At 57.8% G+C, this 14,155-nt stretch carries 14 protein-coding genes; 11 read left to right on the forward strand and 3 right to left on the reverse strand.

The features are described from left to right. The first annotated feature begins 145 nt into the window (after positions 1 to 145). Positions 146 to 961 carry a polysaccharide biosynthesis UDP-hexose transferase UppL gene (gene uppL, locus AC1DCP_RS22170; protein ID WP_034502051.1) on the forward strand — a complete coding sequence of 272 codons (816 nt, stop codon included), beginning with the start codon at positions 146 to 148 and terminating at the stop codon, positions 959 to 961. Positions 962 to 1,209: 248 nt separating this feature from the next. Next, on the forward strand, positions 1,210 to 1,458 hold the full coding sequence (locus AC1DCP_RS22175) for a hypothetical protein (RefSeq protein WP_065687534.1): 249 nt from the start codon (positions 1,210 to 1,212) through the stop codon (positions 1,456 to 1,458). A 33-nt stretch (positions 1,459 to 1,491) separates the two neighbouring features. Here the strand turns inward: AC1DCP_RS22175 and uppJ are convergent, their stop codons facing one another. Then, on the reverse strand, positions 1,492 to 2,436 hold the full coding sequence (gene uppJ / locus AC1DCP_RS22180) for a polysaccharide biosynthesis UDP-hexose transferase UppJ (RefSeq protein WP_065687543.1): 945 nt from the start codon (positions 2,434 to 2,436) through the stop codon (positions 1,492 to 1,494). Positions 2,437 to 2,444: 8 nt separating this feature from the next. Next, a complete protein-coding gene (gene uppH / locus AC1DCP_RS22185; RefSeq protein ID WP_013636689.1) occupies positions 2,445 to 3,356 on the reverse strand; it encodes a polysaccharide biosynthesis endo-1,4-beta-xylanase UppH in 912 nt (303 codons plus the stop codon). Between the two features lie 280 nt (positions 3,357 to 3,636). On the opposite strand from uppH, the gene uppI reads away from it, so the two are divergent. Together uppI and uppG are read left to right on the forward strand one after the other, a co-directional pair. Continuing rightward, positions 3,637 to 4,707, forward strand: coding sequence for a polysaccharide biosynthesis UDP-hexose transferase UppI (gene uppI / locus AC1DCP_RS22190; protein WP_003513843.1), 1,071 nt, complete (start codon positions 3,637 to 3,639; stop codon positions 4,705 to 4,707). A 2-nt stretch (positions 4,708 to 4,709) separates the two neighbouring features. Further along, positions 4,710 to 5,789: a polysaccharide biosynthesis glycosyltransferase UppG gene (uppG, locus tag AC1DCP_RS22195; protein ID WP_013636687.1), complete on the forward strand. Its 1,080-nt coding sequence runs from the start codon at positions 4,710 to 4,712 to the stop codon at positions 5,787 to 5,789. A gap of 37 nt (positions 5,790 to 5,826) precedes the next feature. Here the strand turns inward: uppG and AC1DCP_RS22200 are convergent, their stop codons facing one another. Continuing rightward, the gene (locus AC1DCP_RS22200) at positions 5,827 to 6,897 is read right to left on the reverse strand and encodes a hypothetical protein (protein WP_003513839.1); all 1,071 of its coding nucleotides are present in this window, start codon (positions 6,895 to 6,897) and stop codon (positions 5,827 to 5,829) included. 510 nt (positions 6,898 to 7,407) lie between these two features. On the opposite strand from AC1DCP_RS22200, the gene uppW reads away from it, so the two are divergent. From uppW to AC1DCP_RS22235, 7 genes are all read left to right on the forward strand, one after another. Continuing rightward, a complete protein-coding gene (gene uppW / locus AC1DCP_RS22205; RefSeq protein ID WP_013636685.1) occupies positions 7,408 to 8,823 on the forward strand; it encodes a Wzy-type polysaccharide biosynthesis protein UppW in 1,416 nt (471 codons plus the stop codon). A gap of 161 nt (positions 8,824 to 8,984) precedes the next feature. Further along, on the forward strand, positions 8,985 to 9,761 hold the full coding sequence (locus tag AC1DCP_RS22210; protein ID WP_013636684.1) for an ABC transporter ATP-binding protein: 777 nt from the start codon (positions 8,985 to 8,987) through the stop codon (positions 9,759 to 9,761). A 44-nt stretch (positions 9,762 to 9,805) separates the two neighbouring features. Then, the gene (locus AC1DCP_RS22215) at positions 9,806 to 10,576 is read left to right on the forward strand and encodes a transporter substrate-binding domain-containing protein (RefSeq protein WP_003513835.1); all 771 of its coding nucleotides are present in this window, start codon (positions 9,806 to 9,808) and stop codon (positions 10,574 to 10,576) included. Between the two features lie 22 nt (positions 10,577 to 10,598). Further along, positions 10,599 to 11,321, forward strand: a complete 723-nt coding sequence (locus tag AC1DCP_RS22220; protein ID WP_065687535.1) for an ABC transporter permease — start codon at positions 10,599 to 10,601, stop codon at positions 11,319 to 11,321. 12 nt (positions 11,322 to 11,333) lie between these two features. Beyond that, a complete protein-coding gene (locus AC1DCP_RS22225; protein WP_013636681.1) occupies positions 11,334 to 12,023 on the forward strand; it encodes an ABC transporter permease in 690 nt (229 codons plus the stop codon). Between the two features lie 20 nt (positions 12,024 to 12,043). Further along, a complete protein-coding gene (locus AC1DCP_RS22230) occupies positions 12,044 to 12,958 on the forward strand; it encodes a homocysteine S-methyltransferase family protein (protein ID WP_025594292.1) in 915 nt (304 codons plus the stop codon). Positions 12,959 to 13,384: 426 nt separating this feature from the next. Beyond that, positions 13,385 to 14,155, forward strand: a 771-nt coding sequence (locus tag AC1DCP_RS22235; protein WP_476774620.1) for a HAMP domain-containing protein, incomplete at its 3' end; no start/stop codon positions are given.

Raw genomic sequence — 14,155 nt, forward strand, 5'->3', positions numbered from 1 at the left:
CCCCCGGGCGTATAATTGTTTGATTCAAGCGTCAGATTTATAAGAATATTAATGATAGTTATTCGTAGTGTTTGAAGCCTTATACCTTAATCCTATGCGTGAATATAACAGTGAAACGATGCCTATCTTGGACACCGGACAGAATATGACAGGGAGAGATGTCCCGCATGCGGAAGGGCCTGGCACACACTGGCCGGTTGTTCCGCTTGCGGCTTTGCCCATCACCGATGCGACCATCGAAGAGACGGCGCAGGATTTTATCCTGCGGGCGGAACGTGAACGCGCGGCCGGCGCAAAGCCGTTCTATTCGACATCGGCGAACGGTCAGGTCATCGCACTCTGTCACCAAGACAAGGAATTCGAAGCCCTGCTGCGGCAGGCGGACCAGATTCATGCCGACGGCATGTCGCTGGTGATCTTTTCCCGCCAGTTCTGCGTAAGAGCGCTGCGGGAACGTGTGGCGACGACGGATCTCGTTCATGCGGTGGCCCGGAGGGCTGAGGCGACCGGCACGCGGTTCTATTTTCTCGGCGGTTCCGAAGAGGTGAACCGTGCGGCAGTCGAGGAAATGCAAAAGCTCTATCCACGGCTTGTTTTTGCCGGTCGGCGCAATGGTTATTTCAGACCCGGCGACGAGGAGGCGATCCTTGCCGATATCGTCGCATCGCAGACCGATATTCTCTGGGTGGGCTTCGGCATACCGCTGGAGCAACGTTTCGTCGCGCGCAATCTCGACAGGCTTTCCGACATTGCGGTGATCAAGACCTGCGGCGGTCTGTTCGATTTTCTCGCGGGCAAGAATAGCAGGGCACCACAATGGATGCAGGATATGGGGCTCGAATGGCTCTACAGGGCCATGCTTGAGCCGAGGCGTCTCGGCAAGCGCTACCTGCTGACCAATCCCATCGCCATATATTCGCTGCTGAAGCATCGCTACGGGTTCGGGGCCGGCAAGGTCTGAAATCTGCGCATTCTCATTGATTCTTTACGGAATTGCCCCTGACCGTCCGGCCGGTTCAGGACTGAGCTCATTTGAGCGGCATCTGCCGGCGCATGCAATCATCATATGGAGTCGCGCTATATGAGGTCGCTCTAACGTATCGGGGTGGAGGTGTCTTTCCGCGGAAAATCGTTGCAAGTGGGCGTAACGGCGGTACACTGAGCGGATATTACATATTTATTCGAATCAGAAATATATTGAGGACAGCGATGGTAATTACGTCCATTTCTCTTTTCGTATATGGGATTGGCACCGTTACTTCTCTTGCCATGACCTATATAGAAGGCGCCCGCCGCGACAAGGATTGGGACTTTTACCGGGTGACCGGTATCATCCTTTGTTTCTTCTGGCCGATTCTTGTGCCGCTTCTCATTCTTGCAGCCGTTTTTTCGTCATTCGCTTCCCAGAAACGGCATGTGAATGGGATCTCTTTGCGCAGGGAAAAAACCCTGAGCTGAAAAGCTGATATTAACTGCCGGACGAGCCCGCGTTCAGGCCTTTTTCGCCGGCGCCTTATAGGGCGTGAGCGTAATACCGAGGCTCGCCATGACGCGGCCGATGGACATCAGCGGTGGATGCGTGGCGGGCAGCAGCGCACCGGTTTTCAGGAATGCGGAAACGGCGCGGACCAGCGACAGGCACAGGCTGACAACGTTTTTGGCGGCAAGCAGCAGCCCGCCCTTCAGGCCGGGGCGTCGGGCGCGGTCGATGCTGTAATTAATGATCCCGGTTCGGAGCGAGCGCTCCATGATCCAGCGCGGCGCCATGCGGTTTTCCGGCACATATTCGATGATGAGGGCTTGAGCGTTCCAGGCGAATTTGAAACCCGCCTTTCGGCAACGGGTGAAGAAATCCATGTCGCCGCCGCCGAGGAAGTTGAACCGTACATCGAATTCCGGCTTTTCCAGCGTTTCGAAAACCCGCCTCGAGATCAGGCAATTGCCGGACCCATGGATTTGATCGACTACGCCGGTCGGCGCCTCGATGGAGCCGAACAGCGGGTGTGCCAGAACCGCCTTGGGTGCGGGCGCATCGAATTCGCGATCGACCGGCCCGCCGACGATATCGACGCCGAAGGATTTTGCGGCAGAGACCATTTCAGCGAGCCAGACGGGCGAGGCCGCTTCGTCGTCATCAATCATCAGAAACCACTGCGCGGATGGATAGCTCTGCCGCGCCGTGCGGAATGCCGTGTTGATGGCGTAACAATTGCCCTGCGTCGGCTCAACCAGCGTCTGGCCCATCATTCCGCTCTCGGCAAAAAAAGCGCGCGCGACGGCCAGCCCCGCCTGGCCCACCCCGTCATTATCGACGACGACGATGGCGAAGGGGAAATCGACCTTCTGGGCTGCCAGCGAGTTCAGCGTTTTCTGCAAACCTTCCGGCCTGCGGAAACTCGGAATGCACACCACCGCTTCCGGCATGATTTCGGACATGAACACTCCTAAATTCCGGCAAGGGCTGCGGCGGAAAACACGACGGCGCGCAGGCTTTGGCGCGGGCGATTGACAAATGTATCGGCAAGCGCCGAAAAGGCCTCGCGATAGCGCCGGGCGCGAAAGGCCTGCGCCACGGTATAGGCATTCATGTGATTTTCGGATTTGCGGCGAAGCCGGCGCAATTCCTGCGGCGCAATGGCGGCGACGATGGCGGGATCGGAAAACACCGCTTCGATCGCCGGTTCGCAATCCCGGAAGGTCAAAAGGCGGTTCATCATCACGCTTGTCCGGTGCACCCGGTAATCCAGCACGTGGCGGCCGGGCAGATAGGCGAAACGGCCGGAGGCAGCCAGCCGACACCAGCCATACCAGTCTTCTGCATAACGCAATGTCTCGTCGAAACCGCCGAAATCCTGAAAGATGCGGGTTTTGACCAGCATGATGCCGCCATTGACGATGAAGTTTCCGCCCAAAAGCGGCTGGAGGATGAAACCATCAGGTTTTTCCCGCCGTCTGATGAGGTTGCGCCGTCCGATCTTAGCGCCATTCTCGTCAATGCGCTCATAATCACCGTAGACGGCAACGACATCCGGTCCGGAGATGCCGGCGCATAGGGCGGCGATCGCGCCCGGCTTCACGCGGTCGTCGGCATCGAGAAACATCGTCCATTCACCGCGCGCCTGCGACAGGCCGAAATTGCGCACGGCGGAAACGCCCTGCCGTCCCTGCGGCCGGGCCAGCAGTTTTACGCGGGGATCGGCGAAACTTTGCACCTTTTGCGCCGTTGTGTCGGTGGAGCCGTCATCGACGACGAGCACTTCGCAAACGGTTTTCCCCTGAGACAACACGCTTTCGATCGCTTCCACGATGTAACGCTCGCCGTTGCGAACGGGAATGACAATCGAGACGGAAACCAATATTTTTACTCCATCAGGGGCGGATCAATAATTCTCACACTGAAGTTACTACCGGATTAAGCCGGCTTGCGCCAATTGTGACGTGGTATAGCGTCAGTTAACCTTGCAAATCTTTAATATCCTTTTGGCATGATCAAGATGTTATGTTTTGAGAATTAGAGCGCCGTGCGGCCATTGGGACGCATCAGCGACGTTCTGACAGTTGTGATATGCGCATCGTCCCTGTCGAAAATCGCTTTCGATTTTCAGGCCGATGCGCCGGGGTTGTGGAGGCGGGCGAATGCGGATCGGGCGGCGGAATTTTCTGGGTGGTGCTGCAAGCGCGGGCCTGTTGCATGCCATGGCAGGGCAGGGCGTTGCCGCTACCAGGAAAACGTCGACAAAGATTGCCCCTTACGGTGCGGCCATCTATCTGCCGGACCTTACCGCCGATAGCCGCATCGGCGAAGCGGTGGTCAAATATTGCTCGCGCATCACACCCGTTACTGAAATGAAATGGGAGGTCATGCGGCCTTCGGCAGACGTTTTCGATTTTGCCGCTGCCGATGCGCTTGCGAACTTCGCGCGCCAGAACAAACTCACCATGCATGGTCATCCGCTTATCTGGTACGCTTCCAACGCGCCCTGGCTTGCCAGCATCGGCAGCGGCGCGAAGGTCGAGAAGTTGATGGAAACCCACATCGTCAAGGTGATGGAACGGTACAAGGACGTGATACACAGCTGGGATGTGGTCAATGAACCTATCCCCGACGTGCCCGGCAATGTGCGCTCGCGCCGCGACGCCTGGTATTATGGCGCAGGCCCGGACGCCATCAAAAAGGCCTTTGACATCGCCCATTCCGTCGATCCGAAGGCCCAGCTTGTCCTCAACGAATATGATGTGGAATTTGCGGTCGAGAAATCGCCGGCCAAGCGCGCGGCCTTCCGCAATCTCATCCTCGAGCTGCTAGAGAAAGGCGCTCCGATCAACGCTATCGGCCTGCAGGGGCATCTGCGCGGTGGCTGGCCCATTGCGAAAGACGAGCTTGCAGCCTTTACCAAGGAAATGCGCAGTTATGGTCTTGCCGTTCTGGTGACGGAACTGGACGCGATGGACCAGACGCTTCCCGCCCCGGAAGCCGAGCGCGACATGCTGATAAACGGTCAGGTCCGCGATTTTCTCGAAGCGGCGTGCGAAGGCGGCCCGCTTTCCTCCATCACCACATGGGGCATTTCGGACCAATATACCTGGATCCGCTGGGCCTATCCCCGCCGGGATGGCACCGCGAACCGGCCGCTGCCGCTCGACTGGAGCTTCAACGAAAAACCCATGATGGCCGTCATCAATGAATTCCGGAACCGTGGTGCGTAATTATGACTGCTGAAATGCCGCTTCCTCCCGTACAAAAGGCGCTGCAAATCAATCTGCATCCCTTCGACGCACCGCATGCGGCCCTGACCGTTCCGCATCAGCTGCGGGTCTGGGGCGGGCAGGTGGACCGCATTCTCCTGACGGTGGATACCGGCCAGGTTGGAGCCGGCCGCTACAAGGGCAACGGTTTCGAGGCCGCCAGCAAACGCCTGTTTGACATGCTGGAGGAAATGCAGGCCAACTATCCGCATCTGTATGTGGATATTGCCGACTATAGCGATGCGGCGCGCAGTGCGGTGGCGGAGACGTTCTTTTCGCGCTCGCCGGTTCCTTATCCCGCCAAGGCTTTCGACGGCGGGCCTTTCCATGTTTATTTTCACGGGTTGAAACGTGCCAACGCCCGTTATGTGCTGCATATGGACAGCGACATGATGTTTGGCGGCGGTAGCCAGAGCTGGTTCAACGAAGCCATTGCGCTGCAGAAGGCCAACCCGGACGCGCTCTGCATCACGCCGTTTTCCGGGCCGCCCACCGTGCGCGGCGATCTCGATATCTCCCGCCATGTCGGCATGCCGGGGGTGAAGAACATTCCCGAACCGCGCAAGCTGCCGAGCCGCGTTCCCACATGGCGGTTCGCGACCGTTTCCACCCGCCTGTTCATGATCGACATGGACCGTTTCGCCAAGCGTATCGGCTCGCTCGAACTGCTGAGACCCGACGTCAAACGGCGCATCCGCTCCTATGCCTATAATCAGCAACCGGTCTCAATGCCTGCCGAAGAGGTGCTAAGCGACAACATGATGCGCATCGGCGTATACCGGCTTGATTTTCTCGGCACGGGCAAGGGCATGTATTCGCTGCATCCGCCTTATCGCTCGCCCGAGTTTTACGCGGCGCTGGGCTCCATCGTCGAGCGCATCGAAAAGGGTGACGTTCCCGAAGGCCAGCTCGGAGATTTCGATATCAACGGATCGATGGTGGACTGGTCGAGCGCCCTTGCGGCCAAGACGCGCTCCAAACGTTACGCGAAGGCGCTGCGTCACCTGATTTCAGCGAATGTCCAGCGCTTCACTGGGGCATAGAAGGCTCGGCATTTTCTTCACAACCGGCGCATGTGCCTTAGAAATCTGTGATGAGCTTGCTCCAGCTTTCCGAGCTTAGCCCGCCAATATAGATATCGCCGGCAAGCGCCCGATCCCGGAGGGCTTCATCCCGGGTGGCCATGCAGAAATAACCGCGATGATGGAAGGTCACGTGGTTCTGACGGTAGAGCGCGTTCATGAGAAACGGCTGCGACATGCCGGTGACATGGGCATAGTTCTCATCATCGAAATGGCGGAACAGCGCACCGAGTACGTCGTTTTCGCGACCGGCATCGCAGACGAGGTTCAGCACATAGGCGGTCCGTCCCGCCTGTCCGAAAAACAGGGCAGCGCCGATGATGCGGCCTTCGGCATTTTCGATCGCCAGGCTACTCAATTCACCAAGGGTGCCGTTGGTTTTACTCATTTCGATCAGCCAGTGGAATTCCTCGTGGGACCATTCCGGGCGGACGGAAAAACGCTCGATCATTTTCAGCGCGTTGCGTCGGAACGTCTCGAAATCCACCGGTCTGACCGTGGTGCCGGCAACTTCATTGGGCCTTATGCCCTTTTTCCACGATCGCAGGATACGGTCCACAAATCCAAGCGCCATAAGTCCGGGCCTGGATTTGACTACCTGCGAACGGCGCGGCATGCGCAGGGCAATCGCGCTGAAAGGCTTGAGCGCCTTGTGCCATTGCAGGCTTTCCATCGGCAACATGCTGCCGCCGATCGCAAGCCAATGATCGGCGCTGACGGGGGAGGCCGTGTCCGAAAACAGCATATCGTGTTTCGTCGCCCGCATGCCGCGGGACAGGCGCGCGGCGCCGAGTGCGCCGAGTTTTCCTTTCGACGCGAAAGCACATAACAACCTTGCGGTAATGGGTTTTCCATTCGCGACAAACCGCATGGGGACGGCAAGGATAACGCTTGTAACGCCGCTCTCTCCAGCATCGTAGACAACGCTGCCATATTCGGGATCAAACACAGGACTGCTGAAAAACAATGTTTCGACGTAAGCGCCGAAGTCGAAGTTTCTATCAAGCCCGGTCTTTTTGAACGCGCTGTTGAGCACAACCTCGACAGCCGGAAGATCGTCCCTGCGCATGGGTCGAACGCCGGGCGCAGCTGGCTGAACCGGGCGTTGTGTCGCCCCTTCGTTGTTGCTATCGTCCATATTGGTGTGTATCGGAACGTCCACCGTCGGTTTCCAGCTATTTACGCGTTTATGAAATCAACCATAGGCAGTGTAGATTTTAATATCTTAATATAGGTATAAAACTTGCAATTCTGCGGTACCGTAATATCATCCGGAGAATAAAACGCCTTGTTTCAATCTGTTAGTGGATGCCGCCCGTATTGCGTTAGGTTAACAAAATATACTTAAACAAGCAACTAATGGACGAAATATGGAGCAATTTTGCTGTTATTTTTGAGTTTTGGAATTTAACTTCCAGATGCGAGGGCGGTGTCCCTTGTCTGCCGATTCCGATTTCCTGAAGAAAAAAGCGGCAAGTCCCGGCGCTATTCCTCCGTGTATTATGGATAACTAAAAAATAGGGTTTTGACGGGATATTCATGTTACCGAGACGAAGCATCGGGTACGATGTGAGAACGTATGGAAAAAGGTAGAGAAAATTACCTGATGGATGCAGCGCATGATGAGCAGGCGAGTGTCGCCTGGCGGAATGCACTGTTTTATGTGACGTTCTTTTATTTCACGGTCGGCTTCTCGCCCTATATCTCGCTTTCCTCGACCTATCTGGGGTCCGCCATGGCGGCCGGGTCCAACCTCCTCAACCAGCTCACCGCGATCATCCTGCTCATCAGTTTCGTGGCGTTCATGGCAAAGGAGCGGTCGTCTTCCATCGTCTTTACGCCGCGTTTGCTGATGCTCGCGATCTTCGGCTGGTATATCTTCACCTCGGTGGTGGGCGGCGCGCCGGTGTTTTCGCTGCGGCGGCTTGCCATGTGCGCCATCATCTGCGTGCTCGCCAGCTGCTTCCTGCAATTGCCGCGCACCGAGCGGCATTTCACCACGCTGCTTGCCACATGCGTGCTGATTATCCTGTTCCTCTGTTATTTCGGCGTTGCTGTCCTGCCGTCGCGGTCGATCCATCAGGCAAGCGATGCGCTGGAGCCGCTCCTTGCAGGCAACTGGCGCGGGGTCTTCCGTCACAAGAACGAGGCAGCCTCGATCATGGCGGTGCTGATGATCGTCGGGATTTATCTGTGCAAGCGCTGGTCCCTTATCGGCGGCCTCGCGGTGCTGTTGCTGTCGTTGATCTTTCTCGTCAAGTCGGGTGGCAAGACCGCGCTCGGCCTGATGCCGATTATCATCGCCACGGGCTGGTTCATCGTGGGCTGGCCAAGATGGCGTTACGCGGTCGTGACCCTGCTTCTGGGAACCTTCGCCGTGGTGATCGTCGGCACGACCGTTGATCCGGTCTTTTCACAGATGCTGACGAAACTGGGGATCGACGCCAGTTTCACCGGCAGAACCGATATCTGGACCGTCTCGATAGATTATATCCGCCAAAGCCCGATCGTCGGATACGGCTACCAGGCCTTCTGGCGCAGCGACACCCTGATGACGAGCTTCACCGAAAACAATACCTGGGCAACGACGGCGCCGGATTCCCACAATGGCTATTTCGACCTTGTGCTTGGCGGCGGCGTGCCAGGTCTTATTCTGGTGCTGACGTGGATTTGTCTGATGCCGCTTCGCGATCTCGGCAAGATGGATGAGGCCACGCGCAAAAGCCCGCTGACGAAGCTCTATGTCGGCGTCTGGCTTTATGTCCTGCTCTACGGCTTTCTCGAAACGATGTTCTTCCTCAGTACCGGTTTCGTCTGGTTTTTCCTCGTCGTTGCCGTGATGGGCCTGCGTTTGCAGGCGAATGCCAGCCTTGTCGAGGATGAGGCGCAGGCGGAACCGCAATTGGCCCTGACTGGCAGTAACGCGGCCAGCGTGGCGAGGCGCATCAGGGGCAAATCGCGCAGATCGTTGCTCGCAGATGATATTTTGAAATGATTTTTCGTTTCAAATGTGTAAAAGAGCCTGATATTGCGCGCGTTTGCGGCAGGTTTCGCTAAACATGCGTGGCTTAAGTCTTTGTTGTTATGCATGTCCTGTCGCAAAACCGCTCCGCATTTTGCTCGACACGCAATGAACCGGATCGGCAAGGTCAATAAATGGCAGATACAGGCGCCTGTGCGCTCGAAGCGGATGACATCCACAAGAGCTTCGGCACACACGAAGTTTTGAAGGGCGTTTCGCTGAAGGCCCACAAAGGCGATGTGATATCGATCATCGGCTCGTCCGGTTCCGGCAAGAGTACCTTCCTGCGCTGCATCAACTTTCTCGAAACGCCGGATCGCGGCCGGGTCATCGTCAATGGCGAGGAGATCGCCATGAAGATTGGCAGGGACGGCAAGGCTGTGCCGAAAAGCTGGCGGCAAGTGGAAAAGCTGCGGACAGGGCTTGGCATGGTGTTCCAGAATTTCAATCTCTGGGCCCACCGCACCGTTCTGGAAAATGTCATCGAAGCGCCTGTTCACGTTCTCGGCGTCAAGCGACAGGAGGCGGTGGAAAAGGCCGAAGCCCTGCTGAACAAGGTTGGCCTTTACGACAAGAAAAATGCCTATCCGGCGTTCCTCTCCGGCGGGCAGCAGCAGCGCGCCGCGATTGCGCGCGCGCTCTGCGTGGAGCCGGCGGTGATGCTGTTCGACGAACCCACCTCGGCGCTCGATCCGGAACTTGTGGGCGAGGTGCTGAAGGTCATCCGCGATCTGGCCGAGGAAGGCCGCACCATGTTGCTCGTTACTCACGAGATGCGCTTTGCGCGCGATGTTTCCACCGAGGTGATGTTTCTGCATCAGGGCCGTGTGGAGGAAGCGGGGCCACCGGCGCAGGTGTTCGGCAATCCCGTAAGCGCCCGTTGCAGGGAATTTACCGGCGCGCTGGCGTGATGGCCGTTTCGCTTCGCCGTTTGTTTTAACAGGAGAGACTTTAAATGAAATTCTTCGCCACGCTGCTTGCCGGAACGGCATTTGCGGTTTCCGCCTTCACCGCCAGCGCCGATGTCCGGTTCGGCATCATGAACGAATCCTACCCGCCTTTCTTCGCCAAGGATGCCAGCGGCAAGTGGCAGGGCTGGGAAATCGATCTCATGGACGCCGTCTGCGCGGAAATGAAGGAAAAATGCTCGATCGTCGAGCTTTCCTGGGATGGCCTCATCCCGGCGCTGCAGACGAAGAAGTTCGATGTTATCTGGTCGTCCATGTCCAACACGGAAGAGCGCGAGAAGGTCATCGATTTCACCAACAAATATTACAACACGCCGAGCAAGCTGATCGGCGCCAAGGATGGCAAGCCGGGTGCGGCGCCGGAAGACGTCAAGGGCAAGACCATCGGTATTCAGGTCGCGACCATCCAGTCCGAATATTACAAGAAATATTTCGCTGCTGTCGCAGACGAAAAGACCTATCAGACGCTGGACGAGGCGTTTCAGGATCTCGCAGCCGGCCGTATCGACTACGTGTTCGGCGACTCGCTCGTTCTCGATGCCTTCGTGAAGAGCGATGCCGGCAAGGATTGCTGCGCCGACATGGGCAACGTTGCGGATGACAAGGAAATCCTCGGCCTTGGCGTTTCCGGCGGCCTGCGCAAGGACGACACCGAACTCAAGAACAAGCTGAACGCTGCTCTCGCTGCCGTTCGCGCCAGCGGGAAGTATGACGAGATCACCAAGAAATACTTCAGCTTCGATATCTACGGTAAGTAATTTCTCCTGACCGGTCAGATAAATGGCAAGCCTTGAAACCACGCTGCAACTGCTGTCACCCTATCCTCCGGGATGGGGCGGCACCCTTTTGAAGGGTGCGGCGTCGACGCTTGCCATTTCCGCCGGTGCCTATCTGATCGGCATCGTCATCGGGCTTGCCGGTGCACTCGGCAAGCTCTCCGGCAACAGGCCGCTTGGCCTTCTGCTCAATCTCTACACGACGGCAATCCGCGCCGTTCCCGAACTGATCCTCATCGTCGGGCTTTATTACGCCGGCACTGATGGCCTGAACCGGCTGCTACAACTGGCAGGCCTGCCGCCTCTGGAAGTCAACGGTTTCGTTGCCGCTGTTGCGGTTCTGGGTTTCGTGCAGGGTGCCTATATGACCGAGGTGCTGCGCGGTGCGATCCTTGCCATTCCGAACGGGCAGATCGAGGCGGCCCGCGCCTTCGGCATGTCGCCGGCCTTGCGTTTCCGCCGTGTGGTCTTGCCTGCACTGTTGCCGAACGCACTGCCGGGCCTTGCCAATCTCTGGCTTGCGGTAACGAAGGATAGCGCGCTGGTGGCGGTTGTCGGTTATCAGGAACTGGCGCTTGCGACACGGCTGGCGGGGGCCAGCACCAAGCAATATTTCCTGTTCTTTCTTGCCGCAGCCCTGCTTTACCTTTCCATTACGCTGGTTTCCAACCTCGTCTTTTCGCTGCTGGAGCGCCGTGTGCGGCGCGGCCAGCCGGCGTTGGCATAAAGGGGACGCGGCATGGATTTTTCATGGATCGCCAAATATTGGCCGCTGCTTTTGTCCGGTGCCTGGCAAACGCTGGCGCTGCTCGTCATCTCCGTCAGCATTGGTTTTCTTCTCGCTATCGGGCTTGCCTTCGCGCAGGTCAGCGGCGGGCGGGTGACAAAAATTCTGGCGCGCGCCTATTGCACCTTCTTTCGCGGCACACCGCTTCTGATCCAGCTCTGGTTGCTCTATTATGGCGTCGGCTCGTTTCTGCCGATGATCCCCGGCTTACGTCAGAGTTTCATGTGGCCGGTGCTGCGCGAGGGCTTCTTTTTCGCCGCCGTCAGCTTCACACTGAATTACGCGGCCTATGAGGCCGAGGTTCTGCGCGGCGCGTTGCTGGCTGTGCCAAAGGGTGAGCTGGAGGCGGGCCGGGCTTTCGGCATGGGCCGTTTCACCCTTATTCGCCGCATCTGGCTGCCGCGCGCCATCCGTATCGCGCTGCCGACAATTGCGGGCGAGGTGGTGATGCAGCTCAAAGCCACGCCGCTTGCCTTTACCGTGACGGTGATGGACCTCTACGCCGTCGCCTACAAGGTGCGGCAGGACACGCTGCTCGTCTATGAGCCGCTGATCGTCGTCACCGTCTTCTATCTCATTCTCACCGCCATAATTGCCCGCTGTTTCGGTCTCATCGAACAGCAGGTGCCGGTCCGGCGGTAAACCGTTCAAGGAGCATGAACATGGGCACTATCCGTATTCTCGACGGCGGCATGAGCCGCGAATTGCAGCGGCTCGGCGCCGAGCTGAAACAGCCGGAATGGTCGGCGCTGGCGCTCATCAATTCACCTGATATCGTGCGGCAGGTGCATCAGGAATTCATCGAGGCCGGTGCCGATGTCGTCACCACCAATTCCTATGCGCTGGTGCCGTTCCATATCGGCGAGGAGCGTTTCCAGAAGGATGGCGCATCGCTGATCGCCCTTTCCGGCAGGCTGGCACGCGAGGCTGCGGACGCCTCCGGTCGCGACGTGCTGGTGGCCGGTTCGCTGCCGCCGATCTTCGGCTCCTATGAGCCGCAGAATTTCGATGCCACGAGGGTGCAGGACTATCTGAAGGTACTGGTCGACAATCTCGGGCCCTTCGTCGATGTCTGGCTGGGTGAGACGCTGAGCCTGATCGCCGAAGGCGAGGCGGTGCGGGAAGCCGTGGCCGCAACCGGCAAACCGTTCTGGATTTCCTTCACGTTGAACGACGATGCGGCTGCGACAGGCGGCGGCGAGCCTGCGCTGCGCTCTGGTGAAACGGTAAAGGCGGCGGCCGAATGGGCCGCGCAATCTGGCGCTGCCGCCCTGCTGTTCAATTGCAGCAAGCCGGAAATCATGAAAGCCGCCGTGGAAACGGCATCCGCCGTCTTTGCGGAAAAGGGCGTTTCGCTTGAGATCGGCGTTTATGCCAATGCCTTCGAAGGTGAACAGGGCGATTCCGCCGCCAATGAAGGTCTGCACGGCACGCGCACCGACCTGACCGACGATGTCTATTCGCGGTTCGCCTGCTCCTGGGCGGATGCCGGCGCAACCATGATCGGCGGCTGCTGCGGCATTGGCGCTGCCCATATCCACACGGTTGCAACGGCATTGCGGCGCGCGGCCGCCTGACGCTACCGCGAGCGCTCCCAACGCCACTATCGGAAATGCATGCGGCAGGCTGAAAGGCCTGCCGTTTTTTTGTCCCGCGCAAATTCGAAGCAGATCATGCGGCATAAAGGAATCCTAAAGTTTTAAAGTATAATTGTTGCATTTGTAAGCAAATAAAAGAATATTATAAAGTACTTTTTCTTGATCTTCTTCCTGTTGCGGCCAGTCTTTTCCGTCTGTTGCGTAGCCGCCGGATTCCCGGAACAGGTGCTTGCATAAATTTCAGGGCAGGCATCCCCCTGCGGGCCAGATGCATGATGCAGTTTGCGACAAGGGCCGATGATCCGGCTGATGGGCCTTGATGATGAAGGCTTTAGACGTGCAATGTCATTTTTGCCGAACACCTCCGGCACGGGAAAGGAGCGGCATCCATTTCAGGAGCTTCCCGTGTCCTTTCTTCAAAATGCCCGTATCCGCACCAAAATCCTGTCACTCATTTTGCCACTCTGCATCGTCGGTCTCGGTGCCACCGCGTTCATGGCAACGCGTTACAAGGAAGCCGACACGCTTTATTCCGAATTCATCGCCAGCGATAATGCTGCGCTGGTGGAGCTTGCGCGGGCAAACCGTAATCTCGTCGCCCTGGCATATGGCGCCTATCAGGTCATGGCTTACGATGCGAATGCTGCGGAAATCAACGTTGCCAAGCAGGCTTATATTGACAGCAAACGCGAGCTTCTGGAGCGGCTGGGCAATGTCAAGACAGTATTTCCGGAAGAGAGCGCTGCTGTCGATACCTTGATCGCACAATCCCAGTCCATCGCGCAAATTACCGACAAGGCCGTTGAGCTGGGAATGGCGAACAGAAATGCGGAATCCGCCGTGCAACTCGCCCACGCAGACGTCTCCATCCAACGAACGTCAGCCATCATAACGGCATTGCTGGACAAGCTTGCCAAGGGTGTTGCGACAGGCAGCGACGATCTGACGGATCAGACGAATTCCACGATCCTGACCTCGCTTGTTGTGGTTGGCATCAGCTTTGCAGCCGGCATCATTCTCGCTCTGTTCGTGGCCTCGCGTGGCATCACAACGCCGATTGCCCGCCTGCGGGAGCGTATGGTGTCGCTGGCAGGCGGCGATACGGCAGCCGAGATCGATGGCATGGACCGCAAGGACGAAGTCGGCCAGATGGCGGTTGCCGTTCAGGTGTTCCGC

The sequence above is a fragment of the Agrobacterium sp. 10T429 genome, from assembly GCF_056393925.1.

Excerpts from the sequence above, each read along its gene's own strand:
- uppL (WP_034502051.1), top strand. The coding sequence starts at position 146 with ATGACAGGGAGAGATGTCCCGCATGCGGAAGGGCCTGGCACACACTGG.
- AC1DCP_RS22175 (WP_065687534.1), top strand. The coding sequence starts at position 1,210 with ATGGTAATTACGTCCATTTCTCTTTTCGTATATGGGATTGGCACCGTT.
- uppJ (WP_065687543.1), bottom strand. The coding sequence starts at position 2,436 with ATGTCCGAAATCATGCCGGAAGCGGTGGTGTGCATTCCGAGTTTCCGC.
- uppI (WP_003513843.1), top strand. The coding sequence starts at position 3,637 with ATGCGGATCGGGCGGCGGAATTTTCTGGGTGGTGCTGCAAGCGCGGGC.
- uppG (WP_013636687.1), top strand. The coding sequence starts at position 4,710 with ATGACTGCTGAAATGCCGCTTCCTCCCGTACAAAAGGCGCTGCAAATC.
- AC1DCP_RS22200 (WP_003513839.1), bottom strand. The coding sequence starts at position 6,897 with ATGCGCAGGGACGATCTTCCGGCTGTCGAGGTTGTGCTCAACAGCGCG.
- uppW (WP_013636685.1), top strand. The coding sequence starts at position 7,408 with ATGGAAAAAGGTAGAGAAAATTACCTGATGGATGCAGCGCATGATGAG.
- AC1DCP_RS22210 (WP_013636684.1), top strand. The coding sequence starts at position 8,985 with ATGGCAGATACAGGCGCCTGTGCGCTCGAAGCGGATGACATCCACAAG.
- AC1DCP_RS22215 (WP_003513835.1), top strand. The coding sequence starts at position 9,806 with ATGAAATTCTTCGCCACGCTGCTTGCCGGAACGGCATTTGCGGTTTCC.
- AC1DCP_RS22220 (WP_065687535.1), top strand. The coding sequence starts at position 10,599 with ATGGCAAGCCTTGAAACCACGCTGCAACTGCTGTCACCCTATCCTCCG.
- AC1DCP_RS22225 (WP_013636681.1), top strand. The coding sequence starts at position 11,334 with ATGGATTTTTCATGGATCGCCAAATATTGGCCGCTGCTTTTGTCCGGT.
- AC1DCP_RS22230 (WP_025594292.1), top strand. The coding sequence starts at position 12,044 with ATGGGCACTATCCGTATTCTCGACGGCGGCATGAGCCGCGAATTGCAG.